This window comes from Xanthomarina gelatinilytica, assembly GCF_000348685.1.
In the GTDB taxonomy this organism is placed as follows: Bacteria; Bacteroidota; Bacteroidia; order Flavobacteriales; family Flavobacteriaceae; genus Xanthomarina; species Xanthomarina gelatinilytica.
This window is the reverse complement of record NZ_ANLA01000004.1, coordinates 93,122-114,193: the sequence shown is the minus strand read 5'-3', so window position 1 is coordinate 114,193 and position 21,072 is coordinate 93,122. Positions and strand designations below refer to the sequence as shown.

General features: G+C 35.0%; 18 protein-coding genes. 11 read left to right on the top strand and 7 right to left on the bottom strand.

The window, feature by feature from the left end:
* Nucleotides 1-2: 2 nt before the first annotated feature.
* The 7 genes from hppD to D778_RS01135 all read left to right on the top strand — a co-directional run bounded on the left by hppD (nt 3) and on the right by D778_RS01135 (nt 9,207).
* Nucleotides 3-1,163: a 4-hydroxyphenylpyruvate dioxygenase gene (gene hppD / locus D778_RS01165; protein ID WP_007646924.1), complete on the top strand. Its 1,161-nt coding sequence runs from the start codon at nt 3-5 to the stop codon at nt 1,161-1,163.
* A gap of 147 nt (nt 1,164-1,310) precedes the next feature.
* Nucleotides 1,311-2,135 carry a DUF3108 domain-containing protein gene (locus D778_RS01160; RefSeq protein ID WP_007646923.1) on the top strand — a complete coding sequence of 275 codons (825 nt, stop codon included), beginning with the start codon at nt 1,311-1,313 and terminating at the stop codon, nt 2,133-2,135.
* Nucleotides 2,135-3,058, top strand: coding sequence for a tryptophan 2,3-dioxygenase family protein (locus D778_RS01155; RefSeq protein ID WP_007646922.1), 924 nt, complete (start codon nt 2,135-2,137; stop codon nt 3,056-3,058). The genes D778_RS01160 and D778_RS01155 overlap by 1 nt, the downstream gene beginning before the upstream one ends.
* A complete protein-coding gene (locus tag D778_RS01150) occupies nt 3,058-4,314 on the top strand; it encodes a M23 family metallopeptidase (protein WP_007646920.1) in 1,257 nt (418 codons plus the stop codon). Before D778_RS01155 ends, D778_RS01150 begins: the two co-directional genes overlap by 1 nt.
* Nucleotides 4,315-4,318: 4 nt before the next feature.
* Nucleotides 4,319-5,962 carry a glucose-6-phosphate isomerase gene (gene pgi / locus D778_RS01145; RefSeq protein ID WP_007646919.1) on the top strand — a complete coding sequence of 548 codons (1,644 nt, stop codon included), beginning with the start codon at nt 4,319-4,321 and terminating at the stop codon, nt 5,960-5,962.
* Between the two features lie 161 nt (nt 5,963-6,123).
* On the top strand, nt 6,124-8,664 hold the full coding sequence (locus D778_RS01140) for a TonB-dependent receptor (RefSeq protein ID WP_007646917.1): 2,541 nt from the start codon (nt 6,124-6,126) through the stop codon (nt 8,662-8,664).
* 102 nt (nt 8,665-8,766) lie between these two features.
* The gene (locus D778_RS01135; protein ID WP_007646915.1) at nt 8,767-9,207 is read left to right on the top strand and encodes a hypothetical protein; all 441 of its coding nucleotides are present in this window, start codon (nt 8,767-8,769) and stop codon (nt 9,205-9,207) included.
* Nucleotides 9,208-9,400: 193 nt separating this feature from the next.
* Here the strand turns inward: D778_RS01135 and D778_RS01130 are convergent, their stop codons facing one another.
* Nucleotides 9,401-10,453 carry an endonuclease/exonuclease/phosphatase family protein gene (locus tag D778_RS01130; RefSeq protein WP_007646913.1) on the bottom strand — a complete coding sequence of 351 codons (1,053 nt, stop codon included), beginning with the start codon at nt 10,451-10,453 and terminating at the stop codon, nt 9,401-9,403.
* A 138-nt stretch (nt 10,454-10,591) separates the two neighbouring features.
* On the opposite strand from D778_RS01130, the gene D778_RS01125 reads away from it, so the two are divergent.
* The 3 genes from D778_RS01125 to D778_RS01115 all read left to right on the top strand — a co-directional run bounded on the left by D778_RS01125 (nt 10,592) and on the right by D778_RS01115 (nt 15,370).
* On the top strand, nt 10,592-13,354 hold the full coding sequence (locus tag D778_RS01125) for a TonB-dependent receptor (RefSeq protein ID WP_040491392.1): 2,763 nt from the start codon (nt 10,592-10,594) through the stop codon (nt 13,352-13,354).
* A 39-nt stretch (nt 13,355-13,393) separates the two neighbouring features.
* Nucleotides 13,394-14,818, top strand: a complete 1,425-nt coding sequence (locus D778_RS01120) for a DUF5689 domain-containing protein (RefSeq protein ID WP_007646908.1) — start codon at nt 13,394-13,396, stop codon at nt 14,816-14,818.
* A 99-nt stretch (nt 14,819-14,917) separates the two neighbouring features.
* Nucleotides 14,918-15,370: a hypothetical protein gene (locus D778_RS01115; RefSeq protein WP_238307538.1), complete on the top strand. Its 453-nt coding sequence runs from the start codon at nt 14,918-14,920 to the stop codon at nt 15,368-15,370.
* A gap of 88 nt (nt 15,371-15,458) precedes the next feature.
* Here D778_RS01115 and D778_RS01110 read toward each other — a convergent pair whose 3' ends face one another.
* Nucleotides 15,459-16,364 (bottom strand): endonuclease/exonuclease/phosphatase family protein, encoded by a 906-nt coding sequence (locus tag D778_RS01110; protein ID WP_007646904.1) that lies wholly within the window; start codon nt 16,362-16,364, stop codon nt 15,459-15,461.
* A gap of 130 nt (nt 16,365-16,494) precedes the next feature.
* Here D778_RS01110 and hflX point away from each other — a divergent pair, with 130 nt between their 5' ends.
* Nucleotides 16,495-17,706, top strand: a complete 1,212-nt coding sequence (gene hflX, locus D778_RS01105) for a GTPase HflX (protein ID WP_007646902.1) — start codon at nt 16,495-16,497, stop codon at nt 17,704-17,706.
* A 36-nt stretch (nt 17,707-17,742) separates the two neighbouring features.
* Here the strand turns inward: hflX and D778_RS01100 are convergent, their stop codons facing one another.
* The 5 genes from D778_RS01100 to D778_RS01080 form a co-directional block, all read right to left on the bottom strand.
* Nucleotides 17,743-18,684, bottom strand: a complete 942-nt coding sequence (locus D778_RS01100) for a DUF3078 domain-containing protein (protein ID WP_007646901.1) — start codon at nt 18,682-18,684, stop codon at nt 17,743-17,745.
* 120 nt (nt 18,685-18,804) lie between these two features.
* Nucleotides 18,805-19,320 (bottom strand): DUF2480 family protein, encoded by a 516-nt coding sequence (locus D778_RS01095; protein ID WP_007646899.1) that lies wholly within the window; start codon nt 19,318-19,320, stop codon nt 18,805-18,807.
* A 60-nt stretch (nt 19,321-19,380) separates the two neighbouring features.
* Nucleotides 19,381-19,704 (bottom strand): DUF59 domain-containing protein, encoded by a 324-nt coding sequence (locus D778_RS01090; RefSeq protein WP_007646897.1) that lies wholly within the window; start codon nt 19,702-19,704, stop codon nt 19,381-19,383.
* Between the two features lie 67 nt (nt 19,705-19,771).
* Nucleotides 19,772-20,194, bottom strand: a complete 423-nt coding sequence (locus D778_RS01085; RefSeq protein WP_007646895.1) for a SufE family protein — start codon at nt 20,192-20,194, stop codon at nt 19,772-19,774.
* A 48-nt stretch (nt 20,195-20,242) separates the two neighbouring features.
* Nucleotides 20,243-21,043: an META domain-containing protein gene (locus D778_RS01080; RefSeq protein ID WP_081602609.1), complete on the bottom strand. Its 801-nt coding sequence runs from the start codon at nt 21,041-21,043 to the stop codon at nt 20,243-20,245.
* Nucleotides 21,044-21,072 lie beyond the last annotated feature (29 nt).

Genomic DNA, 21,072 nt, shown 5'->3' with positions numbered 1-21,072 from the left:
AAATGAGTAAAGAAATAAAATCAGTAGAATACGGATTGGAAAAAATATTTGAAGGCGCCCAAGATTTCCTTCCATTATTAGGAACAGATTATGTAGAGTTTTATGTAGGGAATGCCAAACAAGCAGCACATTACTATAAAACAGCGTTTGGATTTCAATCTTATGCCTACAAAGGCCTGGAAACAGGATCCAGGGACGAAGTGAGTTATGTGTTAAAGCAGGACAAAATAAGATTGGTTTTAACCACGCCTTTAAACAGTAAATCTCCTATAAACGATCATATAGTAAAACATGGCGATGGCGTAAAGGTGGTTGCCCTATGGGTTGAAGATGCCAGAAGTGCTTATGAAGAAACCACCAAGAGAGGAGCCAAATCCTATATGGAACCAAAAGTGGAAACAGATGAGCATGGCGAAGTGGTTCGTGCTGGAATTTATACCTATGGAGAAACTGTTCATATGTTTGTGGAGCGCAAAAACTATAAAGGCAAATTTATGCCAGGTTTTAAAGAGTGGAAATCTGATTACAACCCAGAACCTACAGGTTTAAAATACATAGACCACATGGTAGGAAATGTAGGTTGGGGAGAAATGAATACTTGGGTTAAATGGTACGAAGATGTTATGGGTTTTGTGAATTTTCTGTCTTTTGACGACAAACAAATCCATACCGAATACTCAGCATTAATGAGTAAAGTAATGAGCAATGGTAACGGACGAATTAAATTCCCAATTAACGAACCAGCCGAAGGAAAAAAGAAATCGCAGATAGAAGAATATTTGGATTTTTACGAAGGTCCTGGAGTACAACATATTGCTGTAGCTACAGATAATATTATAAAAACCGTTTCCGATTTACGTTCCAGAGGTGTGGAGTTTTTATCAACACCACCAGAAGAGTATTATAAAGCTGTTCCAGGACGTTTGGATGAATTTAGTCACGAACTTCGTGAAGATATAGAAACACTTAAAAAACTAGGTATTATGATAGATGCAGACGAGGAAGGCTACCTATTGCAAATCTTTACCAAGCCAGTAGAGGATAGACCAACACTTTTCTTCGAAATCATACAACGTATGGGAGCACGTGGTTTTGGAGCCGGGAACTTTAAAGCTCTTTTCGAGTCTATAGAGCGCGAACAGGAATTAAGAGGTACATTATAACAAATATTTAACTAAAATAAACCTAAAAACTCTATCAAATTTTCTGATGGAGTTTTTTTGTTTCATACATTTGGAATGGTAATTGTAAATAAAAGGTTGAAACAAGAAAATAGGTTTCAATAAGTTACATTTACAGATATATAAATTATGAAAAAAACAGTTCTATTACTCTTATCCATTTTAATATTGCAAACCGTTTTTGGCCAAAGCGAAAACAAATCTGGAATAAATGGTAACAAATTTGTTCAGACAGAAAGCTCTTTTAGTCATGGAGAGTGGTTTCGGTTTGAAATGAGTTATAGCGGGTTTTTAAAAGCTGGGGAAGCAACCATCACGGTTAACGAAACCGTTTATAAAAACAAACCAGTATATCATGTGGTTGGCAAAGGTTGGACAACAGGAGCCATCTCATGGTTTTTTAAAGTGGAAGACAGGTATGAGAGTTATTTCGATAAACAAGACATTAAACCCTATAAATTTATTAGGGACATCAATGAAGGTGGCCATACCAAAAACATAGAAATTGAATTTGATCAAGTCAACCATAAAGCCTACGTAAACAATATCAAGCACAACAGAAAAAAAGTATTCGACACCAAACCGAATATTCAAGACATGATTTCCACTTTTTATTATTTAAGGGACAATCTGGACATAGATAATTTACAAATTGGAAACGAAGTGCATGTGGATATGTTTTTTGACGACGAAAACTATGGCTTTAAATTAAAATATTTGGGAAAAGAAACCATAACAACAGAATTTGGTAAAATAAGAGCGCTAAAATTCAGACCATATGTAATGGCAGGAAGGGTGTTTAAAGAAGAAGAAAGTTTGACACTTTGGGTCTCAAATGATAAAAATAAAGTACCTTTACGTATCCAAGCAGATCTAGCTGTTGGCTCTTTAAGAGCCGATCTGGATGCTTTTAAAGGATTAAAACACCCATTTAAAATTTTAGTAACAGATTAATGGAATTAAATAAAGAATTAACCAGTCAATTAAAAGAAAAATTCGATGATCTTGGGCAAGACCTGGAAGTTCACTTAAAAGGGTTGTTATATAGCAAACCCATAAATTATTGGGACTACATTCAAACAGATGCTCTGTTGGACCTTCAAACCCAACGTACGGTTTTACCAGATGAGATGGTTTTTATTATGTACCATCAAATTAACGAGTTGCTGTTTAAAATGATTCTGTGGGAAATTGACCAAGTGGCAAAAAATGAAAACCTGGACGCTGCGTTCTTCTCCAACAAGCTCATGCGAATTAGCAGATATTTTGATATGCTAACATCTTCTTTCGAAATCATGAAAGATGGTATGGAAGTGGAGCAATACAACAAGTTTAGAAACACCTTAACGCCAGCAAGTGGGTTTCAAAGTGCACAATACAGAAAAATTGAATTTGCTTCCACAGAGCTTATCAACTTGATAGATAACAGGTTTAGGGCAACCATAGATAGAAACACCTCTTTTGAACATGCTTTTAACCATTTGTACTGGCAAGCAGCAGGAAAAGACTACAATACAGGCAAAAAATCTTATTTATTAACAGTTTTTGAAGAACGATACAAAGATGAATTTATTAGATTTGCCAAATTCTATAACACCAATAATTTGTGGACCAAGTTTAAGCAGCTGCCACAGGAAGTTAGGGAAGATAAAGAGTTAATTAAGGCCATGCGTCATTACGATTACACTGTAAACATAACATGGGTCATGGCACATTACAATACAGCAAACCACTATTTGAACATAGGAGGAAAAACAGCTGAAGCAACAGGAGGAAGTGAATGGGTAAAATACATGCATCCAAAATATCAAAGAAGAATATTTTTTCCAGAACTATGGAGCGAACAAGAATTGAAAGATTGGGGAGAAAATGTCTAATGCTTTTTGCAATTATTTTAACCTTAAATAGTTGCAAAAATGAAAAATCGCCAGTTATTGAAGAAGAATTGGCCGTTGTAGAGCCAATTATTGAAGATGTTTATGAATTTGGTTTCAACCTAAACGATTTTCACGTTAAAAGAGATACCGTAAGAGCTGGAGACAGCTTTGGCGAAATCATGCAACGTAACAACATAGGTTATCCCAGAATATTTCAAATTGCTGAGAAAGCACGCGATAGTTTCGATATAAGAAAGCTTCAGATAGGGAAACCTTATACCATTCTTTGTACCAAAGACTCACTTCAAGAACCTAAATGCTTTATTTACCAGCCAAATAGGGAAGAATACATTGTCTTGAATTTTCAGGATTCCATTCATGCCTACACCAGCAGAAAACCTATAAAATATGTAGAAAAGGAACTTTCAGGAGTTATCACAAGTAATATTTCTGAAACTTTGGCCCAACAAGGTATCAGTTTTGTATTGGCATACAAAATGTCTGACATTTATGCTTGGACCATAGACTTTACCAGACTGCAAAAAGGCGACAGGTTTAAAGTTATCTATACAGATAAATATATAGACGATACCATTTATGCAGGAATAGACAACATAAAAGCTGCTGTTTTTGAACATAAAAACGAACCATTTTATGCCTTTGAGTTTGAAACCGACAGCATTAAAAGAATCAAAGATTACTTTAATGAAGAAGCCAACAACCTTCGTCGTGCCTTTTTAAAAGCTCCAGTGGAATACAAACGAATCTCATCCAGATACAACCTAAGAAGACGAATTGCGCTTTATGGCAACAAAATAAGGCCTCATAAAGGAACCGATTTTGCTGCAGATATAGGAACACCCATTCGTGCCACTGCCAATGGAACCGTTACCAAATCCAGTTTTACCAGAGGAAATGGTAATTACGTGAAAATTAAACATAATTCTACCTACGAAACCCAATATTTGCACATGAAAAAACAAAATGTAAAAGTGGGACAATATGTAAGACAAGGCGATGTGATAGGTTGGGTTGGAATGACTGGAAATACGTCTGGGCCACATGTATGCTACAGGTTCTGGAAAAATGGGGAACAGGTCGATCCGTTTCGTGAAAAACTACCCGAAGCAGAACCTATTTCAGATAGCTTAAAATCCAGGTATTTAGAATATATTGCTCCTATAAAAGTGCAATTGGACCAGATAGAATTTGAAGCTAAAACACCTTCAGATAAGTTAATTACCCAGGTAAATTAATTTTATGAGCTTACCAAAGATTGATCCAACATCTACACATGCCTGGAAAAAACTTCAGGTACATTTTCAATCTATGGAAGAGGTTCGTATGAAAGAGCTGTTTGAACAAAATCCAGATAGAGCAAATAAACTATCCCTTGAATGGGAAGATTTTTATGTGGATTTTTCTAAAAACAGGCTAACCGAAGAAACACTAGCCTTATTGTTTCAATTGGCAAAGGAAGTTAAGCTGGAAACTGCCATAAAAGCTTATTTTTCTGGAGAAAAAATTAACGAAACAGAACAAAGAGCCGTACTTCATACAGCTTTAAGAGCTAAGGAAACCGATGAAATTTTTGTGGATGGAGAGAATGTGGTCCCTAAAGTTTTTAAAGTAAAACAACATATAGAAAACTTTACCAATAGTATTGTTAATGGTTCTAAAAAGGGGTACACAGGAAAACCGTTTACAGATATTGTCAATATTGGGATAGGAGGTTCAGACCTAGGTCCAGCCATGGTTGTTAGCTCCATGGAGTTTTACAAAAATCATTTAAACACCCATTTTATAAGCAATATAGATGGCGATCATGTCCATGAGCTTTTAAAAAAACTGAACCCAGAAACCACTTTGTTTGTAGTGGTTTCAAAAACATTTTCCACACAAGAAACCCTTACAAATGCTCATACCATTAAAGAATGGTTTTTGCAAATAGCAAATCATGAAGCTATTTCCAAGCATTTTGTGGCCGTTACCACAAATACCGAAAAAGCTAAAGCTTTTGGCGTAAATACAGACAATATATTCCCTATTTGGGATTGGGTTGGTGGCAGGTTTTCACTTTGGAGTGCTGTTGGACTTTCCATAAGTCTTGCAATTGGTTTTGAAAACTTCAACAAACTACTTTCAGGTGCCAATAAAATGGACACCCATTTTAAAACAGAACCATTTCAAAAAAATATTCCAGTTGTTTTAGCCCTAATAAGTATTTGGTACAATAATTTTTTTAAGACCGAAACCGAAGCCGTTATTCCGTATTCGCAATACTTGAATAAGTTTTCAGCATATTTGCAACAAAGTTGTATGGAAAGCAACGGAAAATCGGTAGATAGAAATTCTAAAAATGTTTCTTATCAAACAGAAGGTGTGGTTTGGGGAACTCCAGGCACCAATTCGCAACATGCTTTTTTTCAATTAATCCATCAAGGAACAAAACTTATTCCAACCGATTTTATTGGCTTTGCAAACGCCTTGCATAAAAACAAAGCGCATCAGGACAAATTGATTTCCAATTTTATAGCCCAAACGGAAGCCTTATTATTTGGAAAAACAAAGGAAGCTGTATTACAAGAATTGCAAAATCAAAACGTACCAAAGGAACAAATGGAACGCCTTTTGCCTTACAAGGTTTTTGAAGGCAATAAACCAACCAATACCATTTTCATTCATAAATTAACACCAGAGAGCTTAGGAAAACTTATTGCCATGTACGAGCATAAAATTTTTGTACAAGGTGTTATTTGGAATATTTTTAGTTTCGATCAATTTGGGGTGGAATTGGGCAAGCAATTAGCTGGAAATATTTTAGAAAAAATGCAAAAAAACAGCTTTGATAATCTAGATGCTTCTACTTCAAAATTATTACAATTTTATAAGAAATTAACATAAAACATGTTGAAAAACATGTTAATAGCTTTTTCATTGAAAAAGTGTCAATAGCTTATTTATTCCTTATCTTCAAACAACAAAATTTCTTAACAATTAGATAATATTTATCAATTAATTAAGCGTAGTTTTGCAAAAAATTTAAAACAAATCTTTTTAATACAATGAAAAAAATTACAAGATTATTATTTTTAGCAGGAGCATTAATGTTTACTGCTTTTTCAATGGCTCAAACAGTTGTAACAGGAACTGTTATGGATGCTGAAATGGCTGCGCCACTTCCTGGTGCCAACATCGTTGAAAAAGGCACTACCAATGGTGTGTCATCAAATTTTGATGGTGAATTCTCTATCATTACCCAATCAACCGAAGGGGAAATTGTTATTTCTTATGTTGGTTATACCAAGGTGGTTGTTAAATTTAGTGGAAGCACAAATTTAGGAAACATAACCCTTAAGCCAGATAACACGTTAGAAGAAGTGGTTATTATTGGTAGTGGTGTAATCGATTTAGCTGAAGATAGAAAAACGCCTGTGGCTGTTTCTACCATTACAGCAAATCAAATTAGAGAAAAAGCTGGTAACTCAGATTTACCAGAAGTGTTAAAACAAACACCTTCTGTACAAAGTGTACAAGCTGGTGGTTTTGGAGACGGTCAAATGTTTTTACGTGGTTTCGACCAAACAAACACAGCGTTCTTATTAAACGGACAACCAATTAACGGCATGGAAGATGGTAGGATGTACTGGTCTAACTGGTCTGGTGTTTTAGATGTTGCTAACGCTGTTCAAGTACAACGTGGTTTAGGAGCTTCCAAACTTGCTATTTCATCAGTTGGTGGTACGGTTAACATTGTAACTAAAACCATAGATAGAAGAGAAGGTGGTTTTGTACAACAAATGGTTGGAAACGACAACTATATTAAATCAACTGCTTATTACTCTACTGGAGTAAATGATAAAGGATGGTCTTTAGGCGTGTTGTTTGGTCACTGGCAAGGTGATGGTTATGTAGATTATACACAAGGTCAAGGACAAACCTATTATATTTCTGTTGGGTATCAACCAAACGATAATCACGCCTTAAACTTTATGTTAACTGGTGCGCCACAATGGCATGCAGCTGCAGGAAGTGGAGATATTCAAGACTTTTTAGACAATGGGAGAAGATATAATTCTTGGAATTTTACTGGTGTTGATAGTGATAACAATTTACATGGAGGTGTGTATCCAGGTGGTAGAAATATTTACCACAAACCAGTGGCTAACTTAAGTTGGGATTGGACCATTAACGATAAATCTGAGCTTTCTACTGTACTTTACGGATCAATGGGTAGAGGTTCTTTCGCACAAGCAAGAACATCGGGAGATGAAGTAACTTATGCAAGAGGTTCAAACAACAACCACAACTGGTATGGTTTGGTTACTAACTTCAACAACCAGTTAACGGAGAATTTAAACTTTAACGTAGGAGCCGATGTACGTTTGTATAACGGTATTCATTTTAGAGATGTAAGAGAGTTTTTGTCTGTAGATTCTGTAAGTGCTAGTTCAGGTTATAGTGGTGGTGAAACCTATTATTTAACCGAAGCAGGAGGAATCAATCCTTGGAATGTGTTTTTTAACCCAAATACAGACCATCTACAACGCTTTGGATACGATTACGAAGAGCAAATTAACTATGCTGGTATATTTACACAATTAGAATACTCTAAAGATAATTTATCTGCTTTTTTCCAAGGTGCCTTATCTAACCAATCTCATGTTAGAACCGAGTATTTAAACACATCAACTCCAGGACAAGGGGAAGAGGGAGACAAAGTAAATAACATTGGATATAACCTTAAGGTTGGTGCTGCTTACACCATTACAGACATGCATAAAGTGTTTGTAAACGCAGGATACTATTCTCGTCAGCCTTTCCATGATAACTTATATAAGGATGATAGAAGTAGTAATGAATTACTACAACCAGAAGCAAAAAATGAAGAAATTACAGGTTTTGAAGCTGGGTATCAATTTGGAGGCGAGCGTATCCAAGCCAATTTAAACTTATACCATACTACTTGGGGTGAAGTTACTCAAACATTTACAAATGGTGAAGAAGGTGATGATTTTTTAAGCTTTCAAACACAAGGAATAAAACAAGTGCATTATGGTGTTGAGTTGGAAGTGTTTACACAACCTCTTGATAATTTAAGTGTAAATGGGTTTCTTTCTTTAGGAGAGTGGCAATATAAGGACAATGCAACTCAAAGAACTTTTGATATTGATGGGAATCAAGTTGGAGATGATTTAGATGTAGAAATAGATGGATTTAATGTTGGTGGAGCTGCTCAGGTAACTGCAGGAATCAATGCCAGTTATGAGTTTTTACCAAGATTAAGCGTGGATGGAGCATGGAACTGGTACAACGATATGTATTCTACTGGGTCTTTAGAAGAAGAAACTATTGCTATGCCTTCTTATGATTTGGTAGACGCTGGTCTGTCCTACAAAATGTTAGTAGGTAAAGACGATAGAAATTCATTGCAATTTAGAGTGAATATCAACAATATTTTCGACGAGGTATATTTAGAATCTGTTAATGGAAACACTGCAGCTTCTTCAAATCCTGAAGACAATTACAAAGGTGTTAACACTAGCAATACAGGACGTTTTGGTTACGGTAGAACGTGGAACACAAGCATCCGTTTTAACTTCTAGTCTTATTTAGATAAATTTAAAAAACCTCTTCCTCTCGAAGAGGTTTTTTTATGTGTTTATAATGACTACATTTGTGTTATAATCAATAAAACACGTATCGATATGTATAACATGGTAAAAATACTTCACTCTTATTGGGCTTATTTAGTGCTTTTAATATTAGTGTTGGCAGTTATTAATAGTATTGTTAAGCTGGCAGGTAAAAAGGAATATGAAGCCAAGGACTTTAGAATTGCATTGTTCGCTTTAATTGTCTCCCACATACAGTTGCTTTTGGGATTCATCCTTTATTTTGTATCTCCAAGGTTTAGTTTGTTCAGTGAGTCTGGCATGGGAGAGATTATGAAAAACTCTGTGGACAGATTGTATTTGGTTGAACATCCTCTAATAAACATTATTGCTATCGTGTTAATTACTATTGGGTACTCCAAGCATAAAAAGAAACTGTTGTCCAATGCGAAATTTAAAACCATTTCAGTGTTTTATGCCATTGCGCTGGTCTTGTTTTTATCAAGAATCCCTTGGAACACTTGGTTGGCATAGCAAAGAAAAGTCATCAATTAAAAAAGACGCTTTCGTTCAAAATGAACGAAAGCGTCTTTTTTAATACAAATAACAAAGTTATTGGGAAATTAAGTTGTTGGGAATTTCATTTTATAACTCAATAACACAGAAACCAGCAACTATTTTATTGTTATCCAGGAAAGATTTTAAAAGCTTATTAAAGCAGCTGTCCTTACTGTATTTCTTTAATCAAGAAAATATATACCGGAAAATGATCGCTAAAACCATCGGTAAATCCACCATCTGCAAAACTACGCAACGGATAGCCTTTCCATCTACCTCTTTTGTTCACCAAATAGTTTTTATTGTAAATTCCAGCTTTGTAAAATCTAAAAGAGCTGTAATCTTTTTCCAAAAAAGGCTGAGTCATCATAATTTGGTCAAACAAACTCCAGCTATCTCTATACGCATTGGAGCCCAAGCCCATTTTAAAGAAATTTTCCATAGGGTTGTAAATCCCTTTTAGTTTTACATCTTCTTTCTCTTTTTCTGCTTTTAAAACCTCTTTAACACTTGCGTTTGTAGGATCATCGTTTAAATCTCCCATAATCAATATTTTCGCATAAGGATCAATGGTTTGTAACGAATCGATAATCTTTTTGTTCAATTTTGCAGCAGCCACACGTTTAGGTCTGCTTCTAGCTTCGCCACCACGTCTGGAAGGCCAATGATTAACAATAATATGTATCATTTCGTCTTCCAATTTTCCACTAACCAAAAGTTGGTCCCTAGTGTAAACACGTTCTCTGGTATCGTCGTCAAAGATTATCAGTTCATGGCTACTGGTGTGTAAAGGGGTGAAAAATTTCTTCTGATAAAACAATCCAACATCAATACCACGTTGGTCTGGAGAGTCGTAATGCACAATGCCATAATCTTTATCCAATAGTAAAGGGTCGTTGGCAACGTCTTCCATCACTTCCCTGTTTTCAACCTCAGACACACCTATGATAACTGGTGAATTTTGGGCAACCTCTGTACCTATGTCAGAAATCACACGAGCCATATTGCTCACTTTCTTTTTGTACACTTCTTGGATATCGCCTTTCATTTCCATGATAGGACTGGCTTCATCGTTTTTATTAGGGTCGTTAATGGTATCAAACAAATTCTCTAAATTATAGAAGGCAACTGTATGGATTTTAAATGTTTTCTTTTCTTGGGCGTTTACAGTTATAAAAGCAATAAATAGCATAGCCGTAAGCCCTAATTTTAAATGTTTCATTTACTTGTATGTTATGTTATAGTTATGTTAATACAAATGTTCTGCCAAAAGTAGATATTTATTATAAATAATGTAAATTTGCAAGCCTTAATTAATGATAAATTAACGCAAATTAAATTATTAACTATAAATTCAAGTATGAAAAAAAGTTTATTTATTTTTCTATTCGGAATTTTTTCAACTATTACAGCAGTGGCCCAAGAAACTGTTGTAAAGGGAAGTGTCACAGAGGCCATTTCTTTTGAACCTATTCCAAGTGTAACCGTAACTGTTGAAGGAACTGTGCTATCTGTTGAAACTGATGAAAACGGTGAGTTTCAATTTTTAGAACAAGTTCCGTTGGGAGAACAAGTGTTGCACATTTCTAAAAGTGGATATATCTCTAAAAGATATCCAATAGTGGTTAACCAAGGGCAAACTGTTAACATCACAGATATGACCTTAACTAAAGATGTTTCTGAAGCAGATTTGTTTACCATTACTTTAACAGACGATGAATTGGATAGTGACGATAGTGGCCTGGATAATATTTCAGGATTATTACAATCGTCTCAAGATGTGTTTCAACGTACTGCAGCATTCGAGTTTAGCTCTTCTTTCTTTAAGGTAAGAGGATTGGATTCTGAAAACGGTTCGGTTTTAATTAATGGAATCGAGATGAACAAATTGTACGACGGAAGACCTCAATGGAGTGATTGGGGAGGATTGAACGATGTGTTGCGTAACCAAGAGTTAACAACAGGTTTACAGCCTTCTAGCTATAACTTTGGTGGTGTTTTGGGAACTACTAACATGATTGTTAGAGCGTCTCAATATAGAGAAGGTGGACGTGTTACATACTCTTCTTCTAATAGAAGTTATACAAACCGAGTAATGGCCAGCTATGCTTCCGGATTATTAGATGGAGGTTGGGCTTTCACTTTCATGGCTGGAAGACGTTGGGGTAACGAAGGCTATCAAGATGCTACTCTGTACGATGCCAATTCATTCTTTGCTTCGGTGGAAAAAGTAATAAACGAAAAACATAGTTTAAACTTCACTTCTATTTACACACCAAACCGTAGAGGAAAATCGTCTCCAAACACCCAAGAAGTTTACGATCTAAAAGGGATTCGCTACAACGAATATTGGGGATGGCTAGATGGTGAAAAGAAAAACTCACGTATAAAAGAAGTAGAAGAGCCCATTTTAATGTTAAACCATTATTGGGATATTAACAGCAAAACAAGCTTAAACACAAACGTAGGTTACCAATTTGGTAAAATAGGAAACAGCCGTTTGGATTATGCAGGAGGAGCCAACCCAAGTCCAGCCTATTATCAAAATTTGCCTAGTTACTTCTTGGCAGATGCTGATGGTCCAGATTATGCTGGCGCATATTTGGCAGAGCAAGAGTTTATCAATAATGGACAAATAGATTGGGAACGCATTTTAGATGCCAACCTTACCAATAACATTCCTGTTAATGGCGAAGAACCTGGTGCCTATGTCTTGTATGAAGACAGAAGCGATGACACGCAATTTACTGTAAACTCCATATTCAATACAGAGATTAACGAAAATATTTTAGTGAACGCAGCTGTTACCTATAAAAATTTAAAATCTGAAAACTTTGGTGAAATCCTAGATTTATTAGGTTCTACTGTAGGATATTTAAACGTAGATTCTTTTGACGGCTATCAGTATGATAACCAAAACCCAGACCGTTTGCTGGGCGAAGGCGATAAATTTAGATACAACTACAACATCTTATCAGATGTAATCTCTGGATATGCCCAAGCACAATTTAAATACAATAAAATAGATTTTTATGTCTCTGGAAGCTTAACAAGCACTACCTACCAAAGAGAAGGTTTATGGGAACATAGCGCATATCCAGGAAATGAATCTTTAGGGAAAGGTGAAAAATTAAACTTTACTGGTATTGGAGCAAAAGGTGGATTTACTTATAAAATTACCGGGAAACATTTAATAGATGTTAATGCTGGTTATATAACCAAAGCGCCAACTATTAGAAACACGTTTTCCAATTCTAGAGAAAATAATAGCATAGTAGATAATATCACTGAAGAAAAAATAACGTCTGCTGATATTAGCTATATTTTTAGATCCCCAATTGTAAAAGCAAAACTTACAGGTTTTTATTCTAAAATTGAAGATGCCAACGAAATTGCCTTTTACTATGCCGACGGGATAACAGGTACCATCCAGCAATATAACGAAACATCTGCCTTTGTTCAAGAAGTGTTATATGGAGTTGATAAAAAACACATTGGAGGGGAATTAGGTCTTGAAGCTCAGGTAACACCAACCATTAAATTAAAAGGTGTGGCCTCTGTGGGTCAATATACTTATGATAATAATCCAAATCTCTACTTAACATCCTCTAGTTTTGATAGAACAAGAACTTTTAAATCAAACTTAAAAGATTATAAGGTGGCTGGTGGTCCACAACAAGCATATTCTGTAGGTTTTGAATATAGAGATCCAGATTATTGGTGGTTTGGAGCTACAGCTAACTTTTTCTCAAATACCTATGTGGACGTGAGCCCAATAACTAGAACAGAAAACTTTTATCAAGATAGTGATGGCTTGCCTTTTAACGATTATAATGAAGATATCGCTAGGGAATTATTGAAACAAGAAGAGTTTGACGATTATATGGTTGTAAACCTTACAGGTGGAAAATCGTGGAAAATTGGGGATTATTACATTGGCTTCTTTGCAAGTGTCAATAACTTGTTGGACGAAGTATATAAAACAGGTGGTTTTGAACAAGGAAGATCTGCTAATTACCAACAGTTATTGGAAGACAACTCAAATCCAAAAAGACGTTTCGGTCCAAAATATTGGTATGGACGTGGAACCACTTATTTTTTAAATGTTAACTTTAGATTCTAAAAAAAGAAAAAGAAAAAAATTAATTAAAAATTATTAATCATGAAAACAAATAAATTTTTAAAAATAGTACTGGGATTAATGGTAACCTTTGCCATTGTTTCCTGTGTACAAGACGACGATTATTCGGTTCCTAGCAGCATGGGAAATGAAGAGAATACAGCATTAAATAATTTATTGGCTACTGGAACTGAAGTTTCTATGGCAGAATTAAAGCAAATGTATCTTACAGAGCCAGACCCAGGAGATAATGCAGCGGTTCTTATTGAAACCAATATTTATGTGAAAGGGTATGTGTCTTCTTCTGATAAAACAGGAAATTTCTTTAAAGAATTTTTTATTCAAGACAGTCCTTCAAACCCAACCATTGCTATTAAGGTTATTTTAAACGAAGTGGATACTTACAACCAATTTAATTTTGGAAGAGAAGTATATGTTAGCTTAAAAGACTTATATGTTGGTGAAGAACGCATAGAGAATGGCGTTGTTACCATTGGAGGAGGCACAGAAACAGACCAATACGGAACAACTGTAACCAGTTTGGGAACTATTCAAACAAATTCACACGTTTTTAGATCTACAGTTACTGAAGAAATTGTACCACTTAATCTTACCTTTTCTCAAATAAACGCTAGCCATGTAGGTTTATTTGTTCAAGTAGATAATGCAGAATTTGCAGACAATTTAATTGGAAAACGTTATTTCGATCCATTTCAAGATTTTGATACAAGTAGAACTTTACAATCTTGTGAAGGGTTTTCCTACTCAACATTCCAATTGGAAACAAGTAGCTTTGCCTCTTTTAGAGACGAATTATTACCAGTTAAAAATGGCTCTATTGCTGCCGTAGTTAATAAAACATACGATGGTTCAGGACTTGTATTGGCTTTAAATACTACAGATGATGTTATGTTTAACAATGATAGATGTACACCTTTGGACATTAACGATTTCACTGTTGTCGCTGAAGAAGATTTTGAATCAGCTGTAAACAATACCAATTTAGATTTTCCAGGATGGACTAACTTTGCAGAAGCTGGTGGATGGGTTTGGAGAGAAAAAACGTTCTCTGGTAATGGTTATACAGAATTCAGCACTTACAATTCCGGAGACGCAGTAAACATTGCTTGGTTGGTAACTCCTGGTATTGATATGTCTGGCTTGGATAATGTTTTTGTGAACTTTGAAGCTGCACAACACCATTTAGATTCACCTGATAATACTTTAGAGATTTTTGTTTCTACAGATTTTGATGGCTCTGATGTATTAGGTGCCACTTGGGAGCCGGTTTCAGCCAATTTACCATCGCAAGCTAATGCTTGGTACGAATTTGTGGATTCAGGATTAATTGATATCTCTGCTTATTCCGGTACTGTGTATGTAGCTTTTAAAGTTACAGGTTCTGGTACAGATACCACTTTGGATGGTGCTTATCAAATTGATAACTACAAAGTATTGGCTAACTAATTTTAACCATTGTTTCATCGATTTTAAATCATCAAGAACCTGTAGTTCAGAAGATTAATTATTTCGGTGGTTAATGGTATTATATGCCAAATGTCCATTATGGACTTTCATATATTAAAACCTGCCAATGGGAAACATTGGCAGGTTTTTTTAATTTTTATCTCCACATTCTTTATGACACTTTTCGACGCATTGTTCTTCAACGTATTTAAACACTATAAGGAAGCTAAAAGCAAAAAAGCAAATCAAATGGCTACCTTGTATATCTCTATTTTACAAGTAGCTATTTTATTGGTGTTAGGTGCGTTTTTTGCAGGTTTTTTTAATCAAATGAACATGGATACCATGTCTCAGGATAAAGCTTGGTTTTTGTTTGTTTTGGCAGCTGTTTTTATTTTCTTTAAAAATTGGATTCAATATGCTGGCAGAAAACGTAAAGTATTAAATGCCAAAATGCTTAAAAAGAAAGGGACTAACTATTCTATGGTTATGCTTTGGTTATTGCCAATAGCTTGTGTGGTTCTGGCTTTGGTAATTTTACAGGCTATTTAGTTTTTTTGCCAGGAACCAGTTTTGCATCTTTGTGTCTTTGCAAGAAGAAAGGATTCATAATTGCTCAGCAAATCTTTGTGTTATAACTCTAGCCCAAGACAATATACACTGGAAAATGATCGCTATATCCACCATGATATCTGTTTCCTTGAAACGTTCTATTTGGACTGCCTTTATGCTTGCCTTCAGAATTCTTTAAAAAAGCTGCATCAAAAATATTAGCGCTATTAAAAGATAAACTGTTTTTTTCAACATTAAAAAAAGAAGTGGTTAAAAGTATCTGGTCAAACAAATGCCATTGTTTGTTATGGATGGTTGAACCTCGACTAAAAGACCTAAGTGCTTCAAAAGGATTTTGTAATTTGTGCTGATTTACCAAACGTTTCACGCTCTTACTAGTGGGATTATCGTTAAAATCCCCTAAAACAATAATCCTAGCTGCTTTATCTTTAGTTATTATGGAAGTGATAATCTCACTTACTTTATGTGATGCAGCCAAGCGTTTGTGTTCCGTTTCTTTATCGTTTTCTCGTTTAGAAGGCCAATGATTTACTAACAAATAAATTTTCTCAGTATTTAAAAAGCCTGAAATGAGTAAAATATCCCTTGTGTATTCTGTTTTTCCAAAAGCATTTTTCAATTCAAAAGAATAGGGTTTGGAGCTTTCAACCTTAAAATATCCAGAATCATACAACAAAGAAATATTTATGCCTCGTTCATCCCTAGATTTATAAAAAACATAATTGTAGTTACAGCCCTTTAAAGGCGTTGATTGAATCAAATCTTCCAAAACGGTTTCGTTTTCAACTTCGGCTAAACCAATAATTGTAGGGTGTTTATCAGTTTCAGTCTTCCCAATTTCGGACAACGTATAACCAATATTGTTTAATTTTTCAAGATAGCGTTTTACAGTCCATTTTTTATCTCTTGTCAAGGACAAATCGCTAAATGGTTCAAATAAGTTCTCGATATTGTAAAATGCTATGCTGTGCATGTTTTTTTGGATTCGTGAAACCAGACAACCGTCAGGCAGGTTTATATCTTCAGTTTAAACTTATTGAAGATTTAAAAATATAAAAATTAAAATGCTTACAATTACGTAACTTTGTACTTTATTAACATATATGATAGAAAAGAAAGATATAGCATTAGAAAGAGCTGTTTTAATAGGAGTTGTAACAAAAGAACAAGACGAAGCGAAATCCAAGGAATATTTAGATGAGCTAGAGTTTTTAACCTATACAGCAGGAGGTGAAGTAGTAAAACGGTTTACTCAAAAAATGGATATGCCCAATCCTAAAACCTTTATAGGCACAGGTAAAATTGAAGATGTTAGGGTGTTTATTAGTGAAAATGATATTGGTACAGCCATTTTTGACGACGAATTGTCTGCTGCACAAGAACGAAACATCAGTAAAATTTTGGGTTGTAAAGTCTTGGACAGAACCAATTTAATCTTGGACATTTTTGCGCAAAGAGCACAGACTAGTTATGCCAGGACACAAGTGGAATTGGCACAATGCGAATACTTACTGCCTCGTTTAAAAGGAATGTGGACACACCTTGAAAGACAAAAAGGAGGTATTGGAATGCGTGGTCCAGGAGAAACAGAAATTGAAACAGATAGACGTATTGTTAGGGACAAAATTGCACTTTTAAAAGATAAAATAAAGACCATCGACAAACAGATGGCTGTACAACGTGGTAATCGAGGAAAAATGGTTCGTGTTGCTTTGGTAGGTTATACCAATGTGGGAAAATCTACTTTAATGAACGTGATTAGCAAAAGCGATGTCTTTGCCGAAAACAAACTATTTGCAACTTTAGACACAACAGTTAGAAAAGTAGTTATTCAAAACCTGCCATTTTTATTAAGCGATACCGTTGGATTTATTAGAAAATTGCCAACCCAATTAGTTGAAAGTTTTAAAAGTACTTTAGATGAAGTTCGTGAAGCCGATTTACTGCTTCATATTGTTGATATTTCACATCCTAATTTTGAGCATCACATAGAATCTGTAAACAAAATTTTGGGAGAAATTGATAGTTCAGACAAGCCAACCATTATGGTGTTCAATAAAATAGATGCCTATAAGCCGGAACCTTTTGATGAAACCGATCTCGAGACCGAAAGAACCGAAGCAAATTATACCTTACAAGAATGGAAAAAAACCTGGATGAACCGGGTTGGAAACAATGCCTTGTTTATTTCTGCTTTGAACAAAGAAAATATGGACGACTTTAAAAAACGGGTTTATGATGAGGTTCGGGAAATTCACGTAACACGTTTTCCGTACAACCATTTCCTGTATCCGGATTATAACGAAGAAGAATAAAAAAGGCGCCAATTGGCGCCTTTTTTTTAATATTGTTTAGAAATTATAGCTTAAACCAAAGGTGGTGTAAACCTGTACAGCATTATCAACATTGTCGAAATCTGGTGCAGTACCTGTTCCATCCCATTGGCCCAACGCATAATTAAGTGCTTCTTGCTTACTGTCTCTTAAACCTAGTTCAAAACCAAGACCAATTCCTTTCCAAACAGTATAACTAAGAGAGTTGATCCAAGTCCAGTTTGATAAATCAGAATCTTCATAACTCATAAATGCAGAAAGATTTGAGTTAAATTTCAATCCTCCAAAAGAACGGTTGTAGTTAGCAACTACTTTAGCACCCAAAGATGATTCAAAAATAGCATCGTTATCAGCAAAAACAAAGTTATAGTTTAAAGGATGAACCACAACAACCAAATTCTCGATTGGTGTCCAAGTAATACCAACACCTAAATCCAAGTATCCAGGATCGTTAAAGTTTTTAATTATTGTTGTTCTATATTCAGCCAAGGTTGATGCAGCTAAACTTTTGGTTATTTTATAACCAAAAAGAGAGGTTACGTTAAACACATCGCTGGACTCCCTAAAGCTATCATCGTCATTTGGATCGTCTTTATCTTTATCATCAAACTTTACCCAACTTAAGTTAATGTTTGCCGTATTGTACCAAAAATAGTTGTCCCTATCTAATTTAGCATGAGGATTTACTGTAATGCTAATGTTTCCTGCAGAATTGTTAGGAGAGCCTTGCGCATACCAGTTATTAAAGTTAGAGAAACTGGCACCAATTGTACCAAAAGCACCAAATTTCCAGCCTGGATAGGTGTCTATTTGTTTTTGAAGGTCGTCAACACGTGCTTGAATGGCGCTAATAGAATCTTTCTTAGCTTTTTGCTCAGATTTTAATTCTTCTTTTGTTTGAGAAAATCCAGCTGAAATAGTAAATACCACAACTAAGATTGAAAGTAATTTTTTAGTCATTTTTAAGAGTTTTTATGGATTAAATAATTATAAAAGCCTGCAAATATAGATGTTACATCACAGTTATCAAAAAATAATGAATTAATAAATAAATGTAAACAATTAAATTGAAATGAATATCTATAAGTTTTTTGGTTGTTTAAATAAGGGAACAGAAGAACAAGCTTCTCCGTACATAATGGATTTTGCAACAGGTTTTAGTTTCTCTGTAATCATTAAATAAGCATTTTTTGGAACAGGTTTGTTGGAGCAACCTTTAATGATTACAGGTTTGTTTTTGAAATGACTTACATCCAATTGATTGATTATGTCTTGGTAAATGGCTGTCTCCAACAGCTCCAAATCCCCAATAATGGTTTTCTTGGATATGGATTCCAGTTCCAAAACAATAAGCATATAAGCCCAAGCCGGAATTATGGCATCTGTAGAGCAGGTTAAGGCAATGTATTGATCTTGGTATTGAGACCAAGAGTGTTGTTTAACATATTCCCTAAAGTCTTTTTCACGCAGAACAAAACCTTCAAAAAGCCAGTCTTTAATATCCAACAATTGTCTTTTTCCTTGTGGATAATAATCTTCCAGGTCCAAAACTTCCAGCTTGCTGTTCGCAACACGATTTATGATTTCTTCTTTCACAGTTTGTTGTTTGTGTTTGTTGTTAAATTGTGAACTGAACACTGAATAAGGATCACTATTTTATAACATACCAAGTTCTAGCTTCGCTTCTTCGCTCATAAGTTCTTGACTCCAAGGTGGATCGAAAGTAATTTCAACCTCTGCAGTTTTTACTTCGTCTAAAGATTTTACTTTTTCTTCAACTTCCAATGGAAGTGTTTCTGCTACTGGACAGTTTGGTGTTGTTAGTGTCATTAAAATCTTCACTTCATAATCTTCGTTTACAAACACATCGTAGATTAAGCCCAGTTCATAAATGTCTACAGGTATTTCCGGATCGTAAATGGTTTTTAAAACTCTTACTATTTTTTCGCCCAAAGCGTTGGTATCTATGCTTGTTTCCATGGTTTTTTTTTGTTCAATGTTTAAGGTTCAAGATGCTTTAAAATTTAAAATTTTGAACCCTGAATTTTTAATTCAATTGCGTTTGGTATGCAAAGGCATACATTTTTAATTGTTTTATCATACTCACCAAACCGTTGGCACGTGTTGGCGATAAATGTTCTTTCAGTCCAATTTTATCAATAAAATCGGTATTGGCATCAATAATATCTTTAGGACGTTGATTGGAGAATACGCGAATTAATATAGCAATAACACCTTTGGTGATAATGGCATCGCTATCTGCCGTAAAAACAACCTTGTTGTTTTCCATGTTTGCGTGTACCCAAACTTTACTTTGGCAGCCTTTAATAAGATAATCATCTGTTTTGTATTGCTCGTCTATAAGAGGTAAGGTTTTCCCTAAATCTATCATGTATTGATAGCGTTCCTCCCAATCGTCAAACATGGCAAATTCCTCTATAATATCGTTTTGAATGTCTTGAATGCTCACTGCTTATTATTTTATACAAAAGTACAATAACTATTGCTTCTAATCAATTTATTGCTTTTTTTCAGCAAGTCCCAAAAGAGTTGAAACCAATGAAGCAATGTATTGGTTTGGTTCTCCATGATCAAATTCTGGGGTTTGGTAAGTGTCACCTTGATAGCTTACTTTTAAAATGGCAATGGCAGCAGCATCCACAAATCTTTTTTCTGAAGGTGCTTTTAAGCTGTTTAATTTTTCCAACTCCAAGGCTCTAACTTCTTCAAGAAGGGTGTTGATTTCTTCTTGGGAACAGGTTCTAACTGTTGGTGTGGATGCTCTGTCTTTTTGAATGGAGATCTTTCCGTTTTCAAAAACATACTCATTAAACAGGCCTCTGGACATGGCTGTATAGGTTATTTTGTAACCAGTGTCCTGTTCTGAATTGTCCTCCAGTATTTTAGTGGCTTTTATAAGCGCTTTATCTGAATTCAGTAAAGTAAGCTCCCTATTGTTCAATGAAAGGGCGTTGGTATTGCTCAAGGCTTCCAACATGGTTTTTTCTATTTGGTTTTCGGTTTCCCTGCAAGCCATCCTGGTGGAGGCCAGTGGGCCAAAAGAGATTGTGTTTTCACTAATTTTATAAGTTCCTGTAAATCTATTGCACCCAGAAAACCCAGATACTGTGTTTGTTTTTTCATCAAATAAGAGTGTCAATTCTGAGGACGTATAGTTGGTTTCGTGAATGGAAGTCACCAAATAGTTTCCCGAAATCTGATCCATAACTTCTCTGTTATTTACCATAGCTGTTGCATCTTTTGAGTTTCCACAAGACATGAACGTAAATAAACTTAGTATAATAGTAATGTATTTCATGATATTGTTTTTTTAATTTAAAAATAAAA